This is a genomic window from Achromobacter sp. ACM01 (assembly GCF_014851745.1).
Taxonomy (GTDB): domain Bacteria; phylum Pseudomonadota; class Gammaproteobacteria; order Burkholderiales; family Burkholderiaceae_B; genus Achromobacter; species Achromobacter aegrifaciens.
Genome location: NZ_JACVAF010000003.1, coordinates 352,045 through 376,070 on the forward strand (window position 1 = coordinate 352,045; position 24,026 = coordinate 376,070).

Annotated in this window: 20 protein-coding genes; 15 read left to right on the top strand and 5 right to left on the bottom strand. The window is 68.2% G+C overall.

Features of this window, described 5'->3' with window-relative positions; all coding sequences use genetic code 11:
- Positions 1 to 99 precede the first annotated feature (99 nt).
- From fabG to IB268_RS16470, 7 genes are all read left to right on the top strand, one after another.
- On the top strand, positions 100 to 852 hold the full coding sequence (gene fabG, locus IB268_RS16440) for a 3-oxoacyl-ACP reductase FabG (protein ID WP_119450912.1): 753 nt from the start codon (positions 100 to 102) through the stop codon (positions 850 to 852).
- A gap of 31 nt (positions 853 to 883) precedes the next feature.
- Positions 884 to 1,372, top strand: a complete 489-nt coding sequence (locus IB268_RS16445; protein WP_054450854.1) for a MaoC/PaaZ C-terminal domain-containing protein — start codon at positions 884 to 886, stop codon at positions 1,370 to 1,372.
- A complete protein-coding gene (locus tag IB268_RS16450; protein ID WP_054450852.1) occupies positions 1,369 to 3,498 on the top strand; it encodes an acetate--CoA ligase family protein in 2,130 nt (709 codons plus the stop codon). Before IB268_RS16445 ends, IB268_RS16450 begins: the two co-directional genes overlap by 4 nt.
- A gap of 45 nt (positions 3,499 to 3,543) precedes the next feature.
- Complete coding sequence (locus IB268_RS16455) at positions 3,544 to 4,698, top strand: acyl-CoA dehydrogenase family protein (protein WP_192352629.1); 1,155 nt, start codon at positions 3,544 to 3,546, stop codon at positions 4,696 to 4,698.
- 49 nt (positions 4,699 to 4,747) lie between these two features.
- Positions 4,748 to 5,485 (top strand): IclR family transcriptional regulator, encoded by a 738-nt coding sequence (locus IB268_RS16460; RefSeq protein WP_125472800.1) that lies wholly within the window; start codon positions 4,748 to 4,750, stop codon positions 5,483 to 5,485.
- Positions 5,486 to 5,516: 31 nt separating this feature from the next.
- Positions 5,517 to 6,647: a CaiB/BaiF CoA-transferase family protein gene (locus IB268_RS16465; protein WP_192354529.1), complete on the top strand. Its 1,131-nt coding sequence runs from the start codon at positions 5,517 to 5,519 to the stop codon at positions 6,645 to 6,647.
- A 62-nt stretch (positions 6,648 to 6,709) separates the two neighbouring features.
- Positions 6,710 to 7,534 (top strand): enoyl-CoA hydratase/isomerase family protein, encoded by an 825-nt coding sequence (locus tag IB268_RS16470; protein WP_054450846.1) that lies wholly within the window; start codon positions 6,710 to 6,712, stop codon positions 7,532 to 7,534.
- Here IB268_RS16470 and IB268_RS16475 read toward each other — a convergent pair.
- Positions 7,531 to 8,427 carry a LysR family transcriptional regulator gene (locus IB268_RS16475; protein ID WP_054450843.1) on the bottom strand — a complete coding sequence of 299 codons (897 nt, stop codon included), beginning with the start codon at positions 8,425 to 8,427 and terminating at the stop codon, positions 7,531 to 7,533. The genes IB268_RS16470 and IB268_RS16475 overlap by 4 nt on opposite strands.
- A gap of 116 nt (positions 8,428 to 8,543) precedes the next feature.
- Here IB268_RS16475 and IB268_RS16480 point away from each other — a divergent pair, with 116 nt between their 5' ends.
- The 8 genes from IB268_RS16480 (at position 8,544) to IB268_RS16515 (ending at position 20,382) form a co-directional block, all read left to right on the top strand.
- On the top strand, positions 8,544 to 10,157 hold the full coding sequence (locus IB268_RS16480; protein WP_313389517.1) for an FAD-dependent monooxygenase: 1,614 nt from the start codon (positions 8,544 to 8,546) through the stop codon (positions 10,155 to 10,157).
- A gap of 89 nt (positions 10,158 to 10,246) precedes the next feature.
- The gene (locus tag IB268_RS16485) at positions 10,247 to 11,572 is read left to right on the top strand and encodes an MFS transporter (RefSeq protein ID WP_192354531.1); all 1,326 of its coding nucleotides are present in this window, start codon (positions 10,247 to 10,249) and stop codon (positions 11,570 to 11,572) included.
- Between the two features lie 30 nt (positions 11,573 to 11,602).
- Complete coding sequence (locus IB268_RS16490; protein WP_054450840.1) at positions 11,603 to 12,307, top strand: SDR family NAD(P)-dependent oxidoreductase; 705 nt, start codon at positions 11,603 to 11,605, stop codon at positions 12,305 to 12,307.
- A 146-nt stretch (positions 12,308 to 12,453) separates the two neighbouring features.
- Positions 12,454 to 13,608, top strand: a complete 1,155-nt coding sequence (gene wecB / locus IB268_RS16495) for a non-hydrolyzing UDP-N-acetylglucosamine 2-epimerase (RefSeq protein ID WP_119450919.1) — start codon at positions 12,454 to 12,456, stop codon at positions 13,606 to 13,608.
- A gap of 31 nt (positions 13,609 to 13,639) precedes the next feature.
- Complete coding sequence (locus IB268_RS16500) at positions 13,640 to 15,853, top strand: cellulose biosynthesis cyclic di-GMP-binding regulatory protein BcsB (protein ID WP_192329988.1); 2,214 nt, start codon at positions 13,640 to 13,642, stop codon at positions 15,851 to 15,853.
- A gap of 12 nt (positions 15,854 to 15,865) precedes the next feature.
- On the top strand, positions 15,866 to 17,569 hold the full coding sequence (locus IB268_RS16505; protein ID WP_054450835.1) for a glycosyl transferase family protein: 1,704 nt from the start codon (positions 15,866 to 15,868) through the stop codon (positions 17,567 to 17,569).
- Positions 17,566 to 19,896 carry a hypothetical protein gene (locus IB268_RS16510; RefSeq protein WP_192354532.1) on the top strand — a complete coding sequence of 777 codons (2,331 nt, stop codon included), beginning with the start codon at positions 17,566 to 17,568 and terminating at the stop codon, positions 19,894 to 19,896. The genes IB268_RS16505 and IB268_RS16510 overlap by 4 nt, the downstream gene beginning before the upstream one ends.
- Positions 19,897 to 20,031: 135 nt before the next feature.
- Positions 20,032 to 20,382 (top strand): hypothetical protein, encoded by a 351-nt coding sequence (locus IB268_RS16515; RefSeq protein ID WP_054450831.1) that lies wholly within the window; start codon positions 20,032 to 20,034, stop codon positions 20,380 to 20,382.
- A 30-nt stretch (positions 20,383 to 20,412) separates the two neighbouring features.
- Here the strand turns inward: IB268_RS16515 and IB268_RS16520 are convergent, their stop codons facing one another.
- The 4 genes from IB268_RS16520 to IB268_RS16535 form a co-directional block, all read right to left on the bottom strand.
- Positions 20,413 to 21,393, bottom strand: coding sequence for a DUF4434 domain-containing protein (locus tag IB268_RS16520; protein ID WP_192354533.1), 981 nt, complete (start codon positions 21,391 to 21,393; stop codon positions 20,413 to 20,415).
- Positions 21,394 to 21,413: 20 nt separating this feature from the next.
- On the bottom strand, positions 21,414 to 21,860 hold the full coding sequence (locus tag IB268_RS16525) for a YidB family protein (RefSeq protein ID WP_225589308.1): 447 nt from the start codon (positions 21,858 to 21,860) through the stop codon (positions 21,414 to 21,416).
- Positions 21,861 to 21,941: 81 nt separating this feature from the next.
- Complete coding sequence (locus IB268_RS16530) at positions 21,942 to 23,186, bottom strand: lytic murein transglycosylase (protein WP_192354534.1); 1,245 nt, start codon at positions 23,184 to 23,186, stop codon at positions 21,942 to 21,944.
- A gap of 9 nt (positions 23,187 to 23,195) precedes the next feature.
- Positions 23,196 to 24,017: a ferritin-like domain-containing protein gene (locus IB268_RS16535; protein WP_192354535.1), complete on the bottom strand. Its 822-nt coding sequence runs from the start codon at positions 24,015 to 24,017 to the stop codon at positions 23,196 to 23,198.
- Positions 24,018 to 24,026: the final 9 nt, after the last annotated feature.

Here is a 24,026-nt window from a genome sequence, read left to right on the forward strand (position 1 = left end):
AACCTCGGAATAAATTCAAACTTGCCAGGCGCCTATCCCGGGATATCGGATTTCGGGCCCAGCGTGCCGGGCGCCATCAGCTACAGAAGGGGAATGGAGATGGACCTGCAACTCACCGGTAAAGTCGCCGTCATCACGGGTTCCGGCCGCGGCATTGGCTACGCGTCGGCACTGGCCCTGGCGCAGGAAGGCGCCCGCATCGTCATTACCGACATCAATCCCGAATCGGTGGAACAGGCGGTAGCCAACCTGAAGCAGGCCGGCCACGAGGCCATCGGCGCCGTGCTCGACGTCTGCGACGCGGAACAGGTGCAGACCATGGCCGAGCTGGCCGCGCACAAGTTCGGCGGCATCGACATCCTGGTCAACAACGCCGGCTTCACGCGCGACAAGTACCTGCTCAAGATGCCGGTGGAGGACTGGGATTCGGTGGTCGACACCATCCTGAAAGGCGCCTACTACTGCACCAAGGCCGCCCTGCCCTCGATGATGGAAAGGAAGTGGGGCCGCGTCATCAACATCGCCTCGCGCGCGCACTGGGGCAATCCCGGCCAGACCAACTACTCGGCTGCGAAGGCGGGCCTGATCGGCTTCACCCGCGCGCTGGCGCTGGAACAGGGCAAGTTCAACATCACCGCCAACGCCATCGCCCCGGGACTGATCGAAACGCCGCTGGTGCGCGGCCTGTCCACCTACGAAACCCTGCGCGCCAATGCGCTGGCGCGCCAGCCGGTGCCACGCCTGGGCGCGGTCGAGGACATCGCCAACGCGGTGGCCTTCCTGGCTTCTGAACGGTCCTCCTTCATCACGGGCGAACTGCTGCATGTGACCGGCGGCCGCTACGCTTCGTAAAACGCTCCTCCCTTCCGGAATCCGATCAGCCATGCAAAGCGCAAGCCCTGCCAGCCCATCCCCGCTTCCCGTCCAGCAGCCGCTGGAGGTCGGCCATTGCTTCGAATCCGCCGGCCGCACCATTACCGAAAGCGACATCGTCAACTTCGCCTGCCTGTCCGGCGACTTCAACCGCCTGCACGTCGACCACGAGTACGCCAGCGCCACGCCCTTCGGCCAGCGCATCGCCCACGGCCTGCTGGTGCTGTCCGTGCTGTCCGGGCTGACCACCCAGTCCAGCGGCTACCGCCAGCTGGAACCCTACGTGCTGGCGCTGATCGACATCAACTGCCGCTTTCCCAAACCCACCTTCATCGGCGACACCATCGTCGTGCGAGTGACGGTGACCGAAAAAACCGGGCAGTACCGGCCGGGCAAGGACAAGGTGGTGTTCCGGCGCGAAGCCGTCAACCAGCGCGGCGAGGTGGTGGTCCAGGCCGACTTCGCGATGGTGCTGCGGTCCATGGAGGGCGCGGCATGAAACCGTTCGCAGACCTGACGCGCTTCGTCAATCCGCGCAATGTGGCCGTGGTCGGCGCTTCTGCCCGCGAATCCAGCCAGGGGCGCCGCCTGTACGACAACCTGGTGCTGCATTCGTCGGTGCCGGGCGAGGTGTACGCGGTCAACCCGGCCTACCAGGAAATCGGCGGCCGGCCCTGCTGGCCATCCATCAGCGCCCTGCCGCCAGCCGAGATCGACGTGGCCCTGATCATGATCAACGCCTCGCTGGTGCTGGATGCCTTGCGGCAATGCGCGGCGCGCGGGATCCCTTTCGCGGTGGTCATGACCTCCGGCTTTTCCGAGGCAGGCGAGGAAGGCCGGCGCCTGGAACGCGAGATCGCCGAGCTGTGCGAGGCTACCGGCCTGCACGTCTACGGGCCGAACTGTCCGGGCTTCGTGAACGTGCGTGACCGCCTGGGCATGACCTTTTCGCCCGCCTTCAAGGACGATCTGAACACCGGCTCCATCGGCTTGGCGACCCAGGGCGGCGGACTGGGCCGCAACCTGCTGCAGGGCCTGTCCTACGGCCAGGGAGTGGGCCTGTGGTTCTCCGCCGGCAACGAGGTCGACCTGGAGATTCCTGACTTCATCGCCCACATGGCGAACGATCCGAAAACCAGCGTGATCGCCTTGCTGATGGAAGGCGTGAAGCACGGCAGGCGGCTGACGGCGGCGCTGGAACTGGCGCGCGCCCGCAACAAGCCGGTGGTGGTGCTGAAGGTGGGCCGGTCGGAAGCCGGCGTACGCGCCGCGCAGTCGCACACGGCGTCGGTGGCCGGTACGGCTGCGGTCAACAGCGCTGTGTTCCGGCAGTTCGGCGCAATCGAAGTGGACGACCTGGACCAGCTGCTGGCGGTCTCGCGCCTGCTGACGCGCATCACGCCCAAGAGCGGCAACGGCCTGTGCATCCATACCTTCTCGGGCGGCACCGCCGCGCTGGCCGCCGACATCGCCGGCGCAGCCGGCCTGCCGATGGCGGTGTTCGCGCCCGAGACCAAGGCCGCCTTGCGCAAGCTGCTGCCGGATTTCGCCAGTATCGACAACCCGGTAGACACCACTGCCGACATCCTGCGCAACCCCGAGGCCTCGGCGGCCTGCCTGCGCGCGATATGCGCCGACCCGGCGGTGGGCACGGTGCTGTTCCCCATCCCCATGGATTACGGTTCCATCACCGACGGCATGGCGCAGGCCATCGCCACGGTGGCGGCCGAAACCGAAACCCTGATCGTGCCGGTCTGGATGAGCCGGCGGTTGGGCGGCGGTTTCCAACTGCTGGAAACCGCCGGCCTGCTGCCGTTCCTGTCGCTGTCGGACGCGATCGCGGCCCTGTCCAAGGCCATACCGTGGAAGCGGCCCGAACGCGCGACGGCGGCAGCGCCCGCGCACGCCGATGCCGCATCCGACCAGGCCCGCATGCTTAGCGAAGCCGCGGCCAAGGCCATGCTGCGCGCGGCCGGCCTGCCAATACCCGAAGGAGTGGTTGCCGCCAGCGCCGAGCAGGCAGCCCGCGAGGCCGAGCGCCTGGGCTTTCCCGTGGTGATGAAGGTGGTCAGCGCCCAGATCGCGCACAAGACCGAAGCGGGCGGCGTCAAGCTGGGCATCGCCAGCGCCGGCGCGGCGCGCGAAGCCTATGCCACCATTCATGAATCGGTCGCACGCCACCAGCCGGACGCCATCATCGACGGCATCCTGGTGGAGCGCATGCTGCCGCCGGGCGGCCGCGAGGTGCTGGTCGGCGTGCATAGCGATGCGGCCTTCGGCCTGGTGCTGACCTTCGGCCTGGGCGGCATCTTCGTCGAAACCATCCGCGACGTGGCCCACCGCATGGTGCCGTTGTCGCGCGACGATGCGCGCGCCCTGCTGCGCGAGATCCGTTACGCCGACGTGCTGGACGGCGTGCGCGGCCAGGCGCCCGCCGACCTTGCCGCGCTGGAGGACCTGATCCTGCGGGTCTCGGACTTTGCCTGGAGCCGCCGCGACACCTTGCAGGAACTGGAGCTCAACCCGGTCTGGGTCGGCGCCGAAGGACAGGGCGCGATGCCGCTGGACGCGCTGATCGGCCTGCGCCCCGGCGCGGATGCCAGCCTGGAGCAACGCCCCTCATGACCGCCGCCGCAACGCCCTCCTCGACCATCTCCGCCTAGGACTCGCATGGACTTCTCACTGGACTCCACCCAGATCGAATTGCGCGACTCGCTGCGCCGCTACCTGACGGCCGAAGTCGCGCCCATCGTCAACCGCTACGAGGCCGAAGCCCGCGTGGTGCCGCAGGACATGGTCCGCGCCATGCGCGACTTCGGCCTGTTGGGCGGCATGCTGCAGGAAAAGGACGGCGGCTACGGCCTGCCGATGACGACCTACGGCATGCTGATAGCCGAGCTCGCGCGCGTCTGGCCGTCGCTGCGCAGCATCGTCAGCACCAGCAATCTCGCCGCCTCGGTGCTGAGCGACGGCGGCTCGCCCCACCTCAAGGAAAAGTACCTGCCGCGCGTCCTGTCGGGCGACGCGATCGCCAGCTTCGCGCTGAGCGAACCCAACATTGGTTCGGACGCGGCCCATGTCGAAACGCGCGCGGTGCAGACCGAAACCGGCTGGCGGGTCAACGGCCGCAAGCTCTACATCAGCCTGGGCACGGTCTGCGAGCTGGGCGTGGTGTTCGTGCAGACCCAGCGGGATGGCGGCGAACGCGGCGTGTCCTGCCTGCTATTCGAGCGCGCCATGCAAGGCTTCTCGTCCAGCCCCATCGACAAGATGGGCATGCTGAGCTGCCCGTTGGGCGAGCTGCTGTTCGAAGACGTGGAGATCCCCGCGGCCAACCTGATCGGCGCCGAGGGCAAGGGCTTCGCGCTGGCCAAGAAGTACCTCAACATCGGCCGCTGCGTGGTGGCGTTTTCCGCGTTGGGCATCGCCGAGGCCGCCTATGAGGCGGCGGTAAAATACGCCGGCGACCGGGTCCAGTTCGGCCGGCCCATAGGCGGCTTCCAGCTGGTGCAGCATATGATCGCCGACATGATGACGCTGGTCGAAACCTCGCGCCTGCTGTGCTGGCGCGCCGCCGACGCGCTGGACCGCAACGCCGCCGACAGCCAGATGCTATGTTCGATGGCCAAGCGCCATGCCACCGACGCCGTGCTGCGCGTGGCGGAACTGTCCATGCAGGTGCATGGCGGCGCGGGCTACACCACGCTGTTCCCCGTCGAGCGTCATTACCGCGACGCCCGCCACCTGAGCATTGCCGAAGGCACCAACCAGATCCAGGCCCTGCTCATGGCGCAAAGCGTATTAGGCATTTCCGCGTTGAAATGACCGGCTACGCAAACGCCCGGGCCGGTTCCACTATCCACTCCGACATCCTATGCCGCAAATCCTCCCTACCGCACAGCGCGTGCTGCAAGTCTTCGAAGTCTATGCGCGGGAACGCCGTCCCCTGACGAATTCGGAAATGGCGCGCTTTCTCGACCTGGCCGACAGCAGTTGCTCGGACCTGCTCTACACGCTGCGCCAGGCAGGCTACCTGTTGCGCACGCCCAAGTCGCGCTACTTCCACCCGACGGGCAGGCTGCTCGACGTGGCCCAGGGCATTTCGGCGGCCGATCCGCTGCAAGCCTTCGCGTCCGAAGCGCTGGAGATCCTGACGCGCCAGTCCGGCGAATCCTCGATGTGCGGCCTGCTGGACGGCAACAAGGTGAAGATCTACGCCAGCCAGGAAAGCCCGCGCGCCTTGCGCTACGTGGTGCAGCCCGGCACCACCTTCGACCTGCAGGTCGCGGCGCTGGGCAAGGCGCTGCTGGGTGAAATGGACGCCGCAGAACGCAACGCCGTGATCGATGCGCTGCCGTTCGAACACGTCACGGCCAGCAGCATCACCGACCCCGGCACCTTGCGCACGCAGATCGAATCCCAGCTGGAAAAGAAGTACTTCCACACCCGCGACGAAGGCAATGAAGGCGTCTCGGCCATCGGCATCGCCGGGCGTGTCGGCGGACAGTTGACTGCCCTGTCCATCGTCGGCCCGACCCATCGCATGGACGCCAACATGGAGAAGTACACCCAGGTCATCCTGGACGCGCGCGCCGAATTCTTCGAATCCTGAGAACCCGACACATCATGGAGTGACGATAGACATGGCTGGTCCCCTGAACGGATTGACGGTGGTGGAAATGGCCGGCATCGGGCCCGGCCCGTTCTGCGCCATGATGTTGGCGGACATGGGCGCGGACGTGATCCGCATCGACCGGCTTGCGCCCGGCTTCCTGGGCGGCGGCGGCACCATCATCGACCGGGGCCGGCGCACGATCGCGCTGGATCTCAAGAAGCCCGGCGCGACCGACATCGTGCTGCGGCTGCTGGACCGGGCGGACGCCTTGCTGGAAGGCTTCCGGCCGGGCGTGATGGAAAGGCTGGGCCTGGGGCCGGACGAATGCCTGGCGCGCAATCCGCGGCTGGTGTACGGACGCATGACGGGCTGGGGCCAGGACGGACCGCTGGCGCAGGCGGCCGGCCATGACCTGAACTACATCGCCATCACCGGCGCGCTGCACGCCATGGGACATGCCGACCGGCCGCCGACGCCGCCGCTGCATCTGGTCGGCGACATGGGCGGCGGCGCCATGATGCTGGCCTTCGGCGTGCTTTGCGGCCTGCTCGAGGCCGGCCGCACGGGCCGGGGCCAGGTGGTGGACGCAGCCATCTGCGACGGCGCGTCCCTGCTGGCGAGCGCCTACCACGGCAAACTGCAAGACGGAGGCTGGATCAACCAGCGCCAGTCCAACATGCTGGACGGCGGCGCCCATTTCTACGGCTGCTATGCCTGCGCGGACGGCAAGTACGTTTCCATCGGCGCGATCGAACCGCAGTTCTACCGCCTGCTGCTGGAGCGTTGCGGCATCGACGACCCGGACTTCCAGCAGCAATGGGAACGTGCGCAATGGCCGCAGCTGCGCGCCAAGCTGGCCGGCATCATCGCCGGCCGCACCCGCGAGCAATGGTGCGCGCTGCTCGAAGGCACGGATGCCTGCTTCGCGCCGGTGCTGGACTTCGAGGAAGCGCCGCGGCACCCCCACCATGTGGCGCGCAACAGTTTCATCGAAACCGGCGGCATCGTGCACCCCGCCCCCGCGCCGCGGCTTTCGCGCACGCCCGGGCAGGCTCGCGCAGTGCCCGCGCCCGGTGCGCACACAGAAGAATTGCTGGCGGAACTGGGCCTGGCGCCAGCCGAGATCCAGGCCCTGCGCGAACGCGGCGCCATCGCCTGAGCGCCCGCGGCAGCTTGCGGCCGGATCCGCATGGCGCGGCCCGGCCATCATGGAAGGCAGACATGGAGACCGATCCGATGCAAGTCATCTCTAGCGAGTTCAAGACCCTGCTCTATGCCGTGGAAGGCGGCGTCGCCACCATCACGCTGAACCGCCCCGCCCAGCGCAACGCGCTGGACATGGTCATGCGCGAAGAGCTGGCCCATCTGGTGGGCGAGATCCGGCGCGACCGAGGCGTGCGCGTCGTGATCCTGGCCGGCGCGGGCGGCGCCTTCTGCTCGGGCGGCGACATCTCCACCATGGGCTCCGGCGGCTCCGCCGAAGAGGCGCGCGAACGCATGGCCAGCCTGCTCCTGACGATAGAAGGCCTGATCACGCTAGACCGGCCGGTGATCGCGGCGGTCGACGGCCCGGCCTATGGCGCCGGGCTGGGCCTGGCCCTGACCGCCGACCTGATCCTGGCCTCGCCGCGGGCGCGCTTCTGCCTGTCCTTCCTGCGGCTGGGGGCCATCCCCGATTGCGCCACCATGTACACGCTGCCGCGCATGGTGGGCCTGCAACGCGCCAAGGAACTGGCCTTCTCCACCCGCGAATTCGAGGCGCAGGAAGCCCGCGACATGGGCATCGTGTTCGAGATCCAGCCGCAGGAGGCGATCCACGAGCGCGCGCGGCAGATCGCGCTGTCCATGGCAGAACTGCCCATGGCGGCGCTGGCGATCACCAAGCGCGGCTTCAACGCTTCGCTCAACAGCGACCTGAACGCGATGCTGGACCTGGAAGCCGCGGGCCAGGGCGTGGCCCGCTCCACCGACTACCACCGCGAGGCGGCCGGCCGCTTTCTCGACAAGGTGGCGCAACGCTTCCAGTGGCCGGCGGCCGGCCTCTAGCCCGAGGTCCGCGCGCTTGCCCGCCGCGCCAGCGTGCAGTAGTACTCGGCCGCCGGCGTCAGCGGCAGGCCGGCGCGCTGCACGATGCATACCGGCGGCGCGGGCAGCGGTTCCTTGACGCGGATTTCCTGGAACACGCCTTGCAGCAGCGGATACTGCAGCCATTGCACCGGCAGCATCATCAGCAGGTCGGAATTGGTCAGGGCCGTGATGAAGGTCAGCGCGGACTGGGCCTTCAAGGCCAGGTGCGGCGGCGGCAGGCCATGCTTCTCGAACAGCGGACCCAGCTCTTCTTCGGCCTTGTGCGTGATGGAGGTGGTGATCCATTGCGCCCCGGCCAGGTCGCGCAGGGAACGGGCGCGCGCCAGCGGATGGCCCTTGCGGCCGATGATCACGCGCGTGTTGTCGAAGAGCTTTTCCACCTGTAGTTCGCCAGGCGTGCGCGCGGGCACCGGCCCGATGTAGAAGTCCACGGTGCCATCCAGCAGGGACGCCTCCACCAGCGGGTAGACCCCGTCGATGATCTCCAGATGAGTATCCGGGTAGCGCGCCCGGAACTCGCGCAACACTTCGGCGAACAGTCCCAGATGCGGCGCGGTCGACATGCACAGCGTGACGCGTCCGCGGGACGCGCCGTTCAACTGGCCGATCTCGTCGCGCGCACGCTGCAGCTCATGGCGGATGGCGTTGGCCCGCCTGAGGAACACGGCGCCCATGGGGGTCAGGCGCACGCCCTTGGCATGCCGTTCGAACAGCACGCACCCCAGCTCTTTCTCGAGTTCGCGGATGCTGCGCGAGATGGCCGGCTGAGGCGCGTCCAGATGGCGGGCCGCGGCCCTGACGCCGCCGCGTTCGGCCACGGCCAGGAAATCCCGCAGGGTGTTGAGCTTCATGGAAGTGAATCAAATTTGATATCGGCAAGCCAATTCTGCCATCTTTCGGCATCATGGACATAGGCCTAGGATGCTTCCAAAGCCTGCAGGTGAGCAGGCAACCGAGGAGACCGAAGGTGGAGAAGCGAGCCTCGCCCCGCGTGCTGATCGTGGGCGCCGGACCGGCCGGACTGAGTCTGGCGATCGAACTGGGGCACAGAAGGATTCCGTGCCTGCTCATCGAGCGCAACGACCGCGTGGGATACGCGCCGCGCGCCAAGACGACCAATGTGCGCACGCGCGAACACCTGCGCCGCTGGGGCATCGCCGACCGATTGCGCGCGGCGTCGCCGCTGGGCGCGTACTACCCCTCCAACGTCGTGTTCTGCACCCGCCTGGCCGGCGTCGAACTCGGGCGGCACGAGAACGCCATGTACTGCGCCCCCGGCCGCAATCCGCTGTACTCGGAACACGCGCAGTGGATACCCCAGTACACCGTGGAAGAGGTCTTGCGTTCGCATGCCTCCTCGCTACCCGACGTGGAGATACGGTTCCGCTCCGAGCTGCTGGACCTGACGCAGGATGCCGGCGGAGTGCACGCGCGCTTGCGCGATCTGGCGCAAGGCCGGGACATCGAACTGGAAGTGGATTACCTGGTGGGCGCCGACGGCGCCCGCAGCCTGGTGCGGGACCTGATCGGCACGCGCATGGAAGGCAGCTACGGGCTGTCCCGCAACTACAACATCGTGTTCCGCGCCCCCGGACTGGCCCAGGCCCATCGGCACGGCCCCGCCATCATGTACTGGCAGATCAACGGCGACGCGCCCAGCCTGATCGGTCCGATGGACAGCGGCGACACCTGGTTCTTCATGCCCACTCACGTGGACCCGCAGCAACGCGCCAGCGACATCGACGCGCGCGCCATGATCGCCCGCGCCACCGGCATCGACCTGCCATACGAGGTGCTCAGCAGCGACGAGTGGACCGCCAGCAAGCTGCTGGGCGACCGCTACCGCCAAGGGCGCGTCTTCCTGGTGGGCGATGCCTGCCATCTGCATCCGCCCTTCGGCGGCTATGGCATGAACATGGGGGTGGCCGACAGCGTGGACCTGGGCTGGAAGCTGGCCGCGGCGCTGCAAGGCTGGGGCGGCCCCGCCCTCATCGACAGCTATGAACGGGAACGCCGGCCCGTGCACCAATGGGTGCTCGACGAAGCCGAACACAACCATTCGATCCTCGGCAATCATTTGCTGGCGGACCATCTTGAAGACGCTGGCGCCGCAGGCGAGCGGGCGCGCCAGGAAGCCGGCGCGCGCATCCGCGCGGCGAAGATGCGCGAGTTCTCCACCCTGGGCGTGGTGCTGGGCTACCAGTACGCGGACTCTCCCGTCATCGTGCCCGACGGCAGCCCCGAGCCGGCCCGGGACTTCATCAACTACACGCCCTCGTCCCGTCCCGGCGCCCTGGCGCCGCATGCCTGGCTGCATGACGGCAGCTCGCTGTACGACCATTTCGGCCCGGGTTTTACCCTGCTGGCCTTGCCCATGGCAGCCGCCCGCGACGTCGATGCCGCCGTATCCGCAGCGCAGGCTGCGGGCGTGCCCTTGACGCTGATCCGTCCGGACGAAGGCGGCGTGGCCAACCTCTACCCCGCCCCGCTCACCCTGATCCGGCCCGATCAGCACGTCGCCTGGCGCGGCGCCGCGTGGCCGGATACCGACCTGTACGCCCGGGTGACAGGGCGCAACTGAAACCACAGCCGGCGCTGCGCTGCCCCGCGCCGCCGCCATCCCAGCCTAGAGAGAGATCCGCCACCAAGGCGGACGACAGGAGACCTACCATGATCCGCAATGAAGATCTGGCGCATGCCGAACAGGCTGTCGCCGGCTTTCGCAACCGCGTCCTGCCCTTGCTGTTCGCAGGATATCTGCTCAACTTCCTGGACCGCACCAACATCAGCTATGCGCAGTTGCAGATGGGCGCGGACCTGGGCATCTCCCTGGCGGCCTACGGGTTCGGCGCGGGCCTCTTTTTCATCGGCTATGCCAGCGTATGCGTGCCCGCCAACCTGGCGCTGCAACGCTTCGGCGTCAGGCGCTGGCTGGCCTGCATGTTCCTGGCCTGGGGCCTGGTCTCCTGCCTGATGGCCGCGCTGCACGGTGAAAAATCGTTCTACGCGCTGCGCTTCCTGCTGGGCGTGACGGAAGGCGGTTTCATTCCCGCCGTCAACTTCTACATCGCATCCTGGATTCCGCCGCGCTACCGCAGCCGCATCAATTCGATCTTCATCATGGCGCTGCCGCTGGCCATGATCTTCGGCGGGCCACTGGCGGGCGCGCTGCTGAAGATCGACGCCGGCATGCCGGGCTGGCGCTGGCTGTTCCTCATCGAAGGCCTGCCCACCATGCTGCTGGGCTTGCTGATCCTGCGCTACCTGCCCGGCACGCCGCAGGAGGCCCGCTGGCTCAGCGACGGCCAGCGCCAGGGCTTGCGCGCCGTCATGGAACACGAGGCTCCGGCCCGCACGGCCTTCCCCTCCGCTTCCTGGACGCACGGATTCGCCGTCTTCCGCCAGCCCATGCTGTGGGGCCTGCTGTTGATCTTGCTGGCCGCGTATGCCGCGACCTTTGCCCTGGCGTACTTTCTTCCGACCATACTCAAGCAGCTGTACGGCATCACGCCGCTGGAAATCGGCGCGCTGCTGATGATTCCCAACGTCGTGGCGCTGGTGTTCAGCTACGTGGTCGGACGCAGCAGCGAACGCACCGGCGACATCCGCTGGCACCTGGCGGTCGTCTGCCTGGCGGGCGCGGGCGGCTTCCTGATGCTGCACGGCGCGGCGACGGTGTCCCTGGCGGCATTCCTGGCCGTGGTGTCCATCATCACCGGCTACACCATCGCGTACTACGGTCCGCTCAATGCCGCGGTGCAGAACTACATCGGCGCGAGCGCTGGCCCCCTGGCGCTGGTTACGACCATCGGCTCGCTGGGTGGCTTCTTCGGCCCGACCCTGACCGGCGCGGTCATGCAGGCCAGCGGCGGCGAATGGGAACTCGCGGCCCAGGTGTTCGCCCTGGCGACGCTGGCGAGCGCGGGCCTGGCGATCCTGTGCGTGCGCAACCGGCGCGCGGCGCCGGCCGCGCAAGCAGCGGCCTCCGGCACCTGAAATCGACACAACCTACATAGCGAGTCAGACATGAGCACGAACACTCAAGCAAGGACCGCCGTCATCACCGGCGGCGCAAGCGGGATCGGCCAGGAATGCGCGCGGCAGCTGCGCGCCGAAGGCTGGCAGGTCGTGGTATGGGACCGGAGCGCCGCGGATGACGCCGTGGCCGTCGACGTTTCGGACTACGCCAGCGTAGCCCGCGCGGCGGCACAGCTGGACGGCGTAGACCTGCTGATCAACGCCGCCGGCATCGCCGGCAGCCGTGCCCCGGTCGCGGAAAAGGACCCCGCGGAATGGGCCCAGGTCCTGGCGGTGAACCTCAACGGCACCTTCCATTGCGCGCATGCCCTGTATCCGGCGCTGCGCGCCCGCGGCGGCGTCATCGTCAACATCGCGTCGGTGGCCGGCATGGTCATGATGAAGGGCCGCGCCCACTACGCCGTATCGAAGGCCGGCGTGGCGACGCTGACGCGGTCGCTGGCCAATGAATGGGCCGAGGACGGCATCCGGGTCATCGCGGTGGCGCCGGGCTACGTCAAGACGCCCTTGATCCAGCATTCCATCGACGCGGGCGAACTGGACGAAGCGCGGCTTGCGGCCATGCATCCGATGAACCGCCTGGCGACTACCCAGGAAATCGCGGCGTCGATCATCGCGTTGACCAGGCCGCCGTTCCTGTTCATGACGGGTTCGGTCGTCACCATCGACGGCGGCATGACGCTGGGTAAATAGTTCGGGGTATCGCGCGAAAGCAACAGTTTGTCCCCAAATTTTCCGGCAATCCCCTTTTATTGAAATAAACCGTCACATATTACGATTACTTTCAATCCATAATCTACGCAAGAAAATGCCACCGGCGTAGGGGGCCCGCTCTTGCGATGAAAGTCCTTTCCATATTCGGGACCCGTCCCGAAGCGATCAAGATGGCGCCCCTGGTGTCCGCGCTGCAAGGCGAACCCCGGATCCAGAGCGTCGTCTGCGTGACGGGCCAGCATCGCGAGATGCTGGATCAGGTGATGGCCCTGTTCGACCTGCGGGCGCAGCACGACCTGGACATCATGGTGCCCAACCAGACGCTCAACGGCCTGTACGCGCGGCTGATCAGCCGGGTGGACAGCGTGCTGGAGGCGGAGCAGCCCGATTGCGTGCTGGTCCACGGCGACACCAGCACCGCATCGGCCTGCGCGCTGGCGTCTTTCCACCGCCGCGCGCGCATCGGCCACGTCGAAGCCGGCCTGCGCACCGGCGATCTGGCCAAGCCCTTCCCCGAGGAAATGAACCGCCGCGTGGTCGACGCGGTGGGCGACTGGCTGTTCGCGCCGACTGCGCAATCGCGCGCCAACCTGTTGCGCGAAAACCTCTCGGGCCGCATCACGGTCACAGGCAATACCGTGATCGACGCGCTGGCCATGACCTGCGCCAAGCTCGCGCCCGAAGGTGCGCTGGCGCAGCAATTGGCGGCACGCTACGGCTGGCTGGATCCGCAGCGACGCCTGCTGCTGGTGACCGGACACCGGCGCGAAAGCTTCGGCGAGGGCTTCCGGAACATCTGCGCCGCCCTGGCCGAACTGGCGCGGCGCGAAGACCTGCAGATCGTCTACCCCGTGCACCTGAATCCGCAGGTGCGCAACGTGGTGATGGCTCAACTGGACGGCCTGTCGCGGGTGCATCTGATCGCCCCGCTGGATTACCTGGACTTCGTCTGGTTCATGCAGCGCGCCTACCTGATCCTGACCGACTCGGGCGGGGTGCAGGAAGAAGCGCCCTACCTCGGCAAGCCGGTATTGGTGATGCGCGACGTCACCGAACGCCCGGAAGCCGTGCAGGCCGGCACCGTGACGCTGGTCGGCACCGATACGCAGCGCATCCTGGCCGAAGTGAACCGCTTGCTCGACAACCCGGAACTGCACGCTTCGTTCTCGCGCCGCATCAATCCCTATGGCGACGGCCTCGCCAGCCAGCGCATCGTCGATGCGCTTTGCGGCCGCGCCGTATCCGAGTTTGCGCCTCAAGCACCGGCCGCGGCCCGTTAGCCGCCCCATGCCCCCCACCACCGGAGCCCTCATGCCCCATGCCCCGCATTCCCCCGCCGCCCGCACCCTCTGCCGCGCGCTGATCGCCGCCGGGTTGCTGCTCCCCTTGGGAGCGATGGCCAGTCCCGCGGGCGACGCCTTGCGGCGCTTGCTGGGCGACGACTGGGTCACGCGCGACACCAGCCTGGAAGACCTGGGCATCCGCGAACCGGTGGTGCTGAGCAACAGCGATGCGCGCCAGGAGTTCTACCTGCCGGTACCCCGCGGCGTGGCGATAGCCGACGCCACGCTCGATTTCGACGCGCGCTACATCAAGGGCGAACCAGGCCGCGCCAGCATGGTGTTATGGGTGGACGGCGTGCCGCAGACGGCGCAGCGCATCGCCGACGGCGAGGGGTCGGCCACGCGCAAGCTGAACGTGGAGCAACGCGTGCGCGACACCGGCTTCGTGCGCCTGGCGGTGGACTGGCAATCGGAGATCGCGCAGCGCCAGTGCGAAAGCAACCGCGCCACCGCCAACGCCTTGATGGTGTCGCCGCGCACGCGCCTGAGCTACCGCTACGACGCCTCGGCCATCGGCAGCCTGGACGAAGCCTGGAGCACCCTGCCCGGCAAGCCCGTGCTGATGGTGGCGGGCGCCAAGCTCGACCAGCAGGCTTTCGACAGCGCCTGGCGCATGGGCGTGGCGATGGAGCGCAGCGGCAAGCGGGTCGCAGTCCGCGCCTTCCCGGCGGTGGGCGACGAGATCGACACCCGCGGCCTGCAGGCCCCGAACGGACTGGGGCAAGTGCAGGCGTTCGCAGCCCTGGCGGGCAAGGACAAGCACAAGCTGGCCAACGCCGCGGAGATCGGCGCGCTGCTGGTCATGGGCGCGCCCGCCGTCAGCGGCGACGTGGTGATCGCCGACGCCGCGCTGCGCGCCCGCTACAACGAGGCGCTGGACGCCTTGCAGGCGCAATTGGCGCAGGACGGCGACGCCGCCGAGGCCTTCCAGGTCTGGCGCCAGCGGCGCATGCCCCTGGCCGGCCAGGACCTGCCCTCCAAGGAGATCCGCCTGGCGCCGCTGGGCCGGCAGGCGGTCATCGCCGTGGCCGCCGACGCCGGCGCGCAAGGCGCGGGCGCCTTCGACACGGCTTGGCGCCGCATCCTGGTCACGCGCCAGGCGCAGGTCAAGACGGCGGAGCCGCCGCAGGCTTCGGGCGAAGATGGCATGCGCCTGACCGCGTTGGGCGGATCGTCCGCCAGCTTCGACGTGGTCGCGCGCGGCGACTGGAACGCCACGTTCGCGCTGGCCGCGGTGTCGGCGGACGGCAGCATGCCGGACGAACTGGTCATGGACCTGGCCGCCGCGCCGGGCGCGTCCGCCACCCGGCCGGTCGCCTCGGTGTTCTGGAATGGCATCCTGCTGGCCGCCAAGCAGATGGACGCCGACGGCCATCCCGAACGCCTGACGGCGCGCGTGCCCGGCTACGCCCTGGGCCTTACCAACGCGGTGCGCGTCACGTTCCAGCGCCAGCCGGTATCGGTGGATTGCAATGAAATCCCGCAAGGCTACCCCGTCAACGTGCTGCCCACCAGCTATGTGAAGCCGGGCCGCGCGCAGCCGGACGGCACCTTCGTGGGGCTGCTGCCGCTGTTGGCCGGCAGCCCCCAGTTGCTGATCCCCGACGGCTATCTGGCCGACGCGCCGGCCAGCCTGCAACGCGTCATCGGCATCGCCACGGCCAGCGGCCTGTCCGCCACGCGCGCGGCGCTGTCGCTCACGCCGGCGGGCCAGGCGGCCAAGCCCGGCGGCCCCTTCGTGGCGATGGAAGTCGCGGTCGACGGCGCCAAGCCCATGGTCAAGGTCACGGACCGCAAGCAGCTGACGGTGGACGGCAAGAGCGCGCCCTGGCTCGACGTTTCCGGCCTGGACAACCTGAGCACGGCCGAAGTGGTGCGCGCCGGCGGCCAGGACGGCCTGCTGTGGCACACGCTGGGCCAGCGCCCGGTCATGCCGCAGGCGCCCTTCGTGCTGAACCGCGGCAACATCGCCATCATCGGCGCGGCAGGGCCGCTGGCCTGGATCGACAGCGCCAATCCCGCGGCGGGCCAGCCGCCGGGGGCGGGCGCAAGCGCCTTCTTCGAATGGCGCAACTACCTGTCGTGGAGCGTCCCGGCGCTGAGCGTGGGCCTGCTGGTCCTGCTCCTGATCCTGATCGCCGCATTGCGCGTCACCCGCAGGAAGAACAAGGACAGCAAGTAACCCGGAGGCGCCATGTCCTCGCTTTACTGGCCCTACCTCATCGCCGACTACTACCGCGGCCTGGAGATCGTGACGGCGGTAGTCGGCGTCATCATCCTGCTGTCCAGCCTGGACGACCTGTTCATCGACGGCTGGTTCTGGCTGCGCGAACTGCGCCGCGGGCTGACGGTCAAGCGCCAGTATGCGCCGCTGACCGCCGAGCAGTTGCGCGCCAAGCGGGAACAGCCGCTGGCGATCATGGTGCCGGCCTGGCTGGAGTACGACGTGATCGCGCCCATGCTGGAGAACATGGTGTCGACGCTGGAATACAAGAACTACATGATCTTCGCGGGCACGTACCAGAACGACGAGCGCACCATCAAGGAAGTGGAACGCATGCGGCGGCGCTACCGCCAACTGATACGGGTGGAAGTGCCGCACGACGGGCCGACCTGCAAGGCCGACTGCCTGAACTGGATCGTGCAGGCCATCTTCGCCCAGAATGCCATGCAGCCCGAGCCCTTCGCCGGCGTGATCCTGCACGACAGCGAAGACGTGCTGCACCCGCTGGAACTCAAGTACTACAACTATCTGCTGCCGCGCATCGATTTCATCCAGTTGCCAGTCACGTCGCTGGAACGGGAGTGGCACGAGCTGGTCGCCGGCACCTACATGGACGAGTTCGCCGAATGGCACACCAAGGACCTGGTGGTGCGGGAAAGCCTGTCCAAGATGGTGCCGTCCGCCGGCGTCGGCACCTGCTTCTCGCGCCACGCGCTGGAGGTGCTGGCGGCAGAGACCAACAACCAGCCCTTCAATACCGACACGCTGACCGAGGACTACGACATCGGCGCGCGCCTGGCCCAGCGCGGCATGCGCCAGATCTTCGGCAAATTCGAGGTCGAGTACGTGACGCGCCGCCGCTCATGGTTCGGCCTGGGGCGGGAGAAGATCTCTGCCATCAGGATGCCGCTGGGCGTGCGCGAATACTTCCCCAACACCTTCCGCACCGCCTACCGGCAAAAGGCGCGCTGGACGCTGGGCATCGGCCTGCAAGGCTGGCAGCAGGTGGGATGGACCGGCTCGCTGGCCACCAAGTATCTGCTGTTCCGCGACCGCAAGGGACTGTTCACGTCGTTCATCGCGATACTGGCCTATCTGCTGCTGGCCAACTTCTTTCTCTTCTATCTGGCCGACCGCTTTGGCTGGTGGAAGGTTTATTACCCTTCCTACTTCCGCCCCGGCGGCTGGCTGGTGACGCTGATGTGGCTGAACGCGGGGGCCCTGCTGCTGCGCGTGGTGCAGCGCGCGTACTTCGTCGGCCGCATGTACGGCTGGGAGCACGCCCTGCTGTCCATGCCGCGCATGATCGTCGGCAACTTCATCAACGCCATGGCGGCGGCGCGGGCCTGGCGCCTGTTCATCGGCCACCTGATCACGGGCAAGCGGCTGGCCTGGGACAAGACCATGCATGACTTCCCCTCCACCGACCAGTTGGCGCAGCAGCGCCAGCGCCTGGGCGACCTGCTGCTGTCCTGGCAGGCCATCGATCATCAGATGCTGGAGCAGGCGCTGGAGATCCAGGCGCGCGAGAAGCGGCCGCTGGGCGAAATCCTGATGGAGCGGGGCTGGCTCGACGAAAAGACGCTGCACGAAGCGCTGTCATTCCAGCAAGGCGCCCCGACGCAAACCGAACACCCCGCGGACCCGCTATCGCACAGGCCCACTCCTCCATGACCGTCCTTTCCCGTACGCTGGCTTTCAGCGCCCTGCTGTGCGTGGCCGCAGTCCCTGTAGCGGCCGCGCAACCTGTCGCCGCAGCCGAACGTCCGCTGGAAGGCGACGCCTACCAACTGGCCGACCAGGCCTACAAGCAGTACGACGCCGGCCATTACGAAACCGCCCAGATCATGGCGGAGAACGCCATCCGCCTGCGGCCCGACGTGGCTCGCCTGCGCCTGTTGCTGGTCTATGCCTTGGAAAAGCAAGGCAAACGGCAGGAGGCCGCCCGTGCGGCCGACGCGGCGATCGCCGACGGCCTGGGCACCCCGGAACTGCGGCAGGCCAAGGCCAACCTGCAGCGCCCGCCTGCCGTGGCCGCCACGCCCACACAGCCCGCGGCGCAAACGCCTGCGCAAGCTTCCGGGCAGACGCCCGTGCAGACGCCCGCCCCTGTCCGCAAGCCCGCGCCGCAAACCCCGTACCAGCGCGCCTATCCCGTGGCGGCGCGCGCCTATGCGGACTATGGACGCCAGGACTACGCCGCGTCCGCCGCAGGCGCCGAACGCGCCTTCCGCGCCGTGCCCAGGCAAGGCGAATGGGCCTTGCTGTGGGTGGAATCGCTGGGCGCGCAACAGCGCTACGAAGCCGCCAGCCAGGCCGTCGACACGGCGCTGGCGCTGGGCGCGCCCAACAAGGCGGCGCTGCAGGCGAGGCAGCAGGCCTATCAGAAGCAGATCGCCGCAAGCCAGGCGCCCGCGGCGCCGGCTCCGGGTAGCGAGGCCGCCACGGGCGCCTACGCCGCCTACGACAAGGGCGCCTACCAGGAAGCCATCACGCTGGCCCGCCAGGCCGTGGCGCAAGCGCCGGACAATGAGAGCTATGCCCAGCTGCTGACGACCGCGCTGGCCGCGGGCAACAAGGCGCAAGCCGCCGAGGCGGAAGCCCGGCTGAGCGACGCCATCGCCCGCCAGCCGGACTCGGCCCAGCTGCTTGCGCAGCGCGGCTATGCGCGCCAGCGCCTGGGCCAGCCCGCAGGCGCGGCGTCCGACTTCGCGGCCGCGCGCGCCACCGGCCAGGCGCCGCCGCGCCTGATCCTGGACCAGGCCTATGCGCAGTCGGCAATGGGCGACAACCGCGCCGCCACCGACTCGCTCAAGCAAGCCATCGACATGGACGATGCCGGCCAGTTGGGCCTCACGCCGCTGGAGCGCTACAACACGCGCAGCGGCGTCGCCGCCCTGTCGCGCGAATGGGGCGGCTCGTTCTCCGCGTCCTATCGCGGCGCACGGCCGGCCAGCTCCAGCCTGGGCGGGGCCGCCATCAACACCCCTGGCGACGTGATCTTCAGCACTGCGGAAATCTTCTGGCGTCCGCCGCAACTGAACAACCGCTGGGGCATGCTCGAGGCGTACGCGCGCAGCTCCAACACGCTGTACGACAGCGGCAGCACCTACGAGTCGCGCAGGAATGTCGACCCTTGCACCGGGGAAAGCACCCGGGACGAACGCTCTAACGAAGAACGCTTCCGCAACAACAGCACCTCATCCGGCATCCCCAGCACCATCGGCGCGCTGGGCCTGCGTTATCTGCTGGCCGATACCGGCATAACTTTCGGCATCGAACGCCGCTTCTTTCTGGGATCCGCCACCCGCCAGGGTTATGCCTACCCCGAATCCAGCGCGGTGCAGTGCGCGGCGCAGCAGGCCTTCCACAACGCCTATCCCAATCTGCAGGACCAGAGCGCCGTGGCGCGCTACAAACTCAACGGCAATGCCGGGGGCTGGATGTCCTACGTCACCTACGGCTATTACCAAGGCCGCGAATTGCGCGTGGACGTACCCAGCTGGCTGACGATCGAAGGCTATGCGCAGGCCGGCTACGCCTGGGACGACAACAGCGCCCGCTATACCGCCTATTCGGTGGACTCCAAGGGCCAGCGTCAGCAGGATCTGGGCAGTTCCTCGGGCCGCCTCAAGCGCGACCAGGCCTTCCTGTCCGGCGAACTGCGCGTGGGCCGCAGCTTCCGCGCCACCAGCATCAGCGACAAGCTGGTGCTGTTTCCGTACGCGGTGGTCGGCGCGGACTGGCTGTGGCAGAAGAGCGTGGCCAAGCTGGACGACCTGCCCGGCTACGGCAGCCAGTCGGTGGTCCTGTCCGACCACGGCACTTCTTGGTCGCTGGGCGTGGGGCCGGGCTTCAACGTGCGCTACTGGTTCCGCGAAGACCACTACAACGCGCCGCGCTCTTACCTGGACTTCGGCGTCCAGTACCGTACCAGCCTGGGCGGGGGCGAGAGCGACCGCGCCAAGGGTTGGTTCATGAACATGACGCTGTCGTACTGAGCCGCTGATACACACGATTACATCGGTTCATAAGCCTATAACAATGAATCGGGCATAGTGCTCCGCGCCACGCAGGCTGAGCGATCGCCAGGCGTGCAAACCTCATCCCTCACCGCGTTGGAGATTGAATTGCCGATGTTCAAACAAGCCCGTATCGCCCTGGCCGCCGCCGCCCTGACCCTGGCCAGCGGCGCCGCCCTTGCCCAGCAGACCATGCAGGGCCAGATGCCCAACCTGGCGGCCGTGAGTGGCCAGATGCATGCCGCCGCCGAGTACTGCGGCGCCTACACGGCAGCGCAGCTCGAGCAGATGAAGCAACAACAGAAGACTGCGACCAGCGCCCAGGGCATGTCGGCGGCGGACTTCGACGCCGCTTTTTCGAAGTCCTACAGCCAAGCCAAGGTGCAACTGGGCACGTTGAGCGCGGCCGACAAGGAAAAGACCTGCGCGCAGCTCAAGGCCATGGCCGCGGCGCAACCGCGCTAACCATTCCGCGTCAGACCGCTGATCGGCCGCCTAGAGCGGCCATTCCCGCTTCAGGCGCTCGGCCTCGGGCGTAGGCCCGATCAGCCAGGGATCAGCCGCAAAGGCGACCACGCGTTGCGCGCGGTAGCGCCGCGCGATGCGCAACTGCCGGCGCACGCGCGCCGCGTCGGCGGAGCGGGCATTGAAGGTGGTGCCGTCCTGGCGTTCGGACGGCAGTTCCTCGAATAGTTCGACGATCAGGTCGAACGGCGCACGACGCGCCAGCAGCATGCGATGCAAGGGCTCCAACGCCTCATACGCCGCCATGCCGGACACGCCCACTCCGTCCTGGAGCATGGGCCTCAGCCTGACCACATCCAACAATCCGTTCCACAGGTCGGCCAGGCTCAGCGCTCCCGGCAATTTGCTGTGATACGTGGAGATGGCGGGCACGCGTCCCGTCTGTTGCACGAGCGGATCGGACAGCTCGCGCAGCCATTGCGCCAGCAGCGCCTGGCGGCCGGGCGCGGCCCAGCTGTGCTGCTCGATCTCGTAAGGGATGTACCAGCCGCGGAAAGCGGCAAGCCCGGTTGCGTTCGACGCTTGCGCATAAGTCAGCGCCTGCGCCTGCGCGGCCTGCAGGAATGCGGCCAGCGCGGCGTCATCCGGATTGCCCAACTGTCGCCACCAGCGCTCGTCGTAGGGCAGGCCCAACTGCAGCCCCATGCCCAGGCGCTCGGCCTCGTCGAAGATCAGCGCCAGCGTGGACGCGGGCAGTTGCCAGGGCTGCGCCCCGCCGCTGGCGCCCACCCACTGAATGATGATCTCGCGGAATCCCAACGCGTGCATGGCGGCGATGCGTTCGCGCCACGCCTGCGGGCTCAATTCCAGGTGGCTGGGCCAAAGCTGCCAGAAGGTGCTTTGCACCGACCAGGCCGGCGCGCAGGCGGGCAGGCTGGCGGCCAGCGCCGCCACGCCCAAGCCCTGCAACAGGCGTCGCCGGCCGGTGGAAGCAGGCGCAGACGCCTGCATGGGCTGCCTGGCGATAGGATTTACCCGGCGCGGTTACCGAAGATGCCCGACAGGGACGCCAGCAGGTCGGCAGGGTTGAATTGCTGTTCGCCCTGGACCTCGCCGTTGGGCGTGGCCTTGTCCACCAGCTGCGGCAGCAGCGAGGACAGCGAACCCAGCACGGAGTCCGTGTCCTGACCGGTCTTGGCGGCCAGTTCGTTGACGACGCCGGGATCCAGCACGGAACCGAGCTGATCGGCGCTGACCGGCATGTTCTGGCCGGTGCCCACCCATGACGCCACGATCTCGCTCAAGCCGCCCTTCTGGAAGCTGGCGATCAGGCCGGTCAGGCCGCCCGGGTACTTGTTCAGTTGCTCGATCAACGCGGGCAGCAGCGAAGCCGAGCCCCCTTGCTGACCGCCGCCGGCCATCGAGGCCAAGGTATCCAATAGGCTCATCATCGTGCTCCTGAAAAAACGGAGATCCAGTATAGGCCCATGCCTGCCGCCCCGCCTGTCATCCGATGGATGACACCCGGCATCTTTACAAAGCTTGTCGATTGCATCCCGTCAGTTGACGGCCTTTCCCGCCTGCAAGGCCTGCAGCGACTTCAGGCCGGCGCGGCCGTCCGGCCGCAGGCCCAGTTCGCGCTGCACCGTCTGCAGGGCCTGCCGGGTGCGGGCGCCGATCATGCCATCGGGTTCGCCGATCTCATAGCCGCGGGCAATCAACAGCCGTTGCAATTCCCGCCGCTGCGCCCGCGACAGGCCTGGATCGTCGGTTGGCCAGGCTTGCACCAGCGGGCCGCCGCCGCGCAGCCTGTCGGACAGGTGGGCGATGGCCAGCGCGTAGCTTTCGGCTGCGTTGTAGGAATACAGGGCGTCGAAATTGCGCGTGACCAGGAAGGCAGGACCTTTGCTGCCCGCCGGCAGCAGCAGCCCCGCCGGCGTGTCGCCCGCGGGCAGCGGCTGGCCGTCGGCGCGCGTCACGCCGCGCCCTGCCCAGTACGACATCGCGCGCTTGTTCTTGCGGCCCGCGCCTGAAGTGTCCAGACCCGCCGGCAGGCGGACTTCATAGCCCCATTGCAGCGCGCTGTTCCAACCCGCGCGCTTGAGGAAATTGGCTGTCGATGCCAGCGCGTCCGGCACGCTGTCGACCAGGTCGCGGCGGCCGTCGCCGTCGAAGTCCACCGCCAGCCGCAAGTACGTCGAGGGCATGAACTGGGTCTGGCCGAAAGCGCCCGCCCAGGAGCCCGTCAGGCGTTCGGGCGCGATGTGCTCGTCCTGGATGATCTTCAGCGTGGCAAAGAATTCGCCGCGGAAATATGCCTGACGCCGGCCGAAGCAGGACAGCGTGGACAGCGACGTCAGCAGGGGCCGGCCGCCCAGTGTGCGGCCGTAGTTGCTTTCCACGCCCCACACCGCGGCGATGGTGGCTGCGTCCACACCGTAGCGCGACGCGGCGCGGTCCAGGTCGGACTGCCAGCGCGCCATGCCGGCCCGGCCGTCGGCCACGCGCTCGTCGTCGACCAGGGCCGCCATGTAGTCCCAGATAGGCGTCTTGAACTCCGGCTGGGCGTCCAGCAGATCCAGCACTGTCATGTCCGGTGCAAGCCCGGCGGTCTGGGTGTCGAACGTGGCGCCGGACACGCCGGCCTTGAGCGCCGCGCCGCGCAATTGCGCGAGGCAGGCCGCGAACGCGTCGGCGGCCGACGCCGCGGGCGCCAGCGAAATGAGGGCGCCGCCGGCCAGGGCGCAGGCCAGCGCGCGCAGCGGGCGGGCCCGCAGCGTCTTGAAGAAGTTATGGTTGTTCATGTCGTCCAGTCAGCCGGCCTGCAGCGCGGCAAGCTCGGCGTCGTCGAAGCCGGCGGCGCGGCGCGCCTCCAGGTTGAAGGGACCGCGCAGCCGGGGCGCGTCATAGCGCTGCGCCAGTTCGGCATAACAGGACACGGGATCCTTGCCCGCCTGCGCGCACAGCTGCTTGTACCAATAATTACCGATGGCCACGTGGCCGATCTCGTCGGCCAGGATGATGTCGACGATGGCAGCGCTTTCCGCATCGCCCGCTCCCGCCAGCTTGGCACGGATCGCGGGAGAAGCATCCAGGCCGCGCGCCTCCAGCGTGCGCGGCACCAGCGCCAGGCGGGCCAGCAGATCGTCTTGCGTGCGCTGCGCCATGTCCCACAGCCCGTTGTGGGCGGGGAAGTCGCCATAGGCGTAGCCCATGGCGGCCAGACGCTGCCTGAGCAGATCGAAGTGATAGGCCTCTTCGCGCGCCACGCGCAGCCAGTCGCGGTAGAAGGCTGGCGGCATGCCAGCAAAGCGCCACATGATATCCAGAGCCAGGTTGATGGCATTGAATTCGATGTGCGCCAGCGCGTGCAGCAGCGCCGCGCGCCCTTCCTCGGTGGCCATGGAACGCTGCTTGACCTGGGCGGGGACCACCAGCTCAGGCCGCGCCGGGCGGCCCGGCAGTTCCGCCGTGGGCGTGTAGGCCTGCTCGCAGTGCAGCACCGTCTCATCCGACATGGCGCGCACTGCCGCCAGCTTGTCCTGCCAGGCCGTGGCGGCCAGGGCCGCCAGCGCCTGCCCACGCAGGCAATCCTGGCGATGCCCGGCCGCGTCGGGCGTCGTGTTGATATCCATATGCTTCTC

Excerpts from the sequence above, each read along its gene's own strand:
- fabG (WP_119450912.1), top strand. The coding sequence starts at position 100 with ATGGACCTGCAACTCACCGGTAAAGTCGCCGTCATCACGGGTTCCGGC.
- IB268_RS16445 (WP_054450854.1), top strand. The coding sequence starts at position 884 with ATGCAAAGCGCAAGCCCTGCCAGCCCATCCCCGCTTCCCGTCCAGCAG.
- IB268_RS16450 (WP_054450852.1), top strand. The coding sequence starts at position 1,369 with ATGAAACCGTTCGCAGACCTGACGCGCTTCGTCAATCCGCGCAATGTG.
- IB268_RS16455 (WP_192352629.1), top strand. The coding sequence starts at position 3,544 with ATGGACTTCTCACTGGACTCCACCCAGATCGAATTGCGCGACTCGCTG.
- IB268_RS16460 (WP_125472800.1), top strand. The coding sequence starts at position 4,748 with ATGCCGCAAATCCTCCCTACCGCACAGCGCGTGCTGCAAGTCTTCGAA.
- IB268_RS16465 (WP_192354529.1), top strand. The coding sequence starts at position 5,517 with ATGGCTGGTCCCCTGAACGGATTGACGGTGGTGGAAATGGCCGGCATC.
- IB268_RS16470 (WP_054450846.1), top strand. The coding sequence starts at position 6,710 with ATGGAGACCGATCCGATGCAAGTCATCTCTAGCGAGTTCAAGACCCTG.
- IB268_RS16475 (WP_054450843.1), bottom strand. The coding sequence starts at position 8,427 with ATGAAGCTCAACACCCTGCGGGATTTCCTGGCCGTGGCCGAACGCGGC.
- IB268_RS16485 (WP_192354531.1), top strand. The coding sequence starts at position 10,247 with ATGATCCGCAATGAAGATCTGGCGCATGCCGAACAGGCTGTCGCCGGC.
- IB268_RS16490 (WP_054450840.1), top strand. The coding sequence starts at position 11,603 with ATGAGCACGAACACTCAAGCAAGGACCGCCGTCATCACCGGCGGCGCA.
- wecB (WP_119450919.1), top strand. The coding sequence starts at position 12,454 with ATGAAAGTCCTTTCCATATTCGGGACCCGTCCCGAAGCGATCAAGATG.
- IB268_RS16500 (WP_192329988.1), top strand. The coding sequence starts at position 13,640 with ATGCCCCATGCCCCGCATTCCCCCGCCGCCCGCACCCTCTGCCGCGCG.
- IB268_RS16505 (WP_054450835.1), top strand. The coding sequence starts at position 15,866 with ATGTCCTCGCTTTACTGGCCCTACCTCATCGCCGACTACTACCGCGGC.
- IB268_RS16510 (WP_192354532.1), top strand. The coding sequence starts at position 17,566 with ATGACCGTCCTTTCCCGTACGCTGGCTTTCAGCGCCCTGCTGTGCGTG.
- IB268_RS16515 (WP_054450831.1), top strand. The coding sequence starts at position 20,032 with ATGTTCAAACAAGCCCGTATCGCCCTGGCCGCCGCCGCCCTGACCCTG.
- IB268_RS16520 (WP_192354533.1), bottom strand. The coding sequence starts at position 21,393 with ATGCAGGCGTCTGCGCCTGCTTCCACCGGCCGGCGACGCCTGTTGCAG.
- IB268_RS16530 (WP_192354534.1), bottom strand. The coding sequence starts at position 23,186 with ATGAACAACCATAACTTCTTCAAGACGCTGCGGGCCCGCCCGCTGCGC.
- IB268_RS16535 (WP_192354535.1), bottom strand. The coding sequence starts at position 24,017 with ATGGATATCAACACGACGCCCGACGCGGCCGGGCATCGCCAGGATTGC.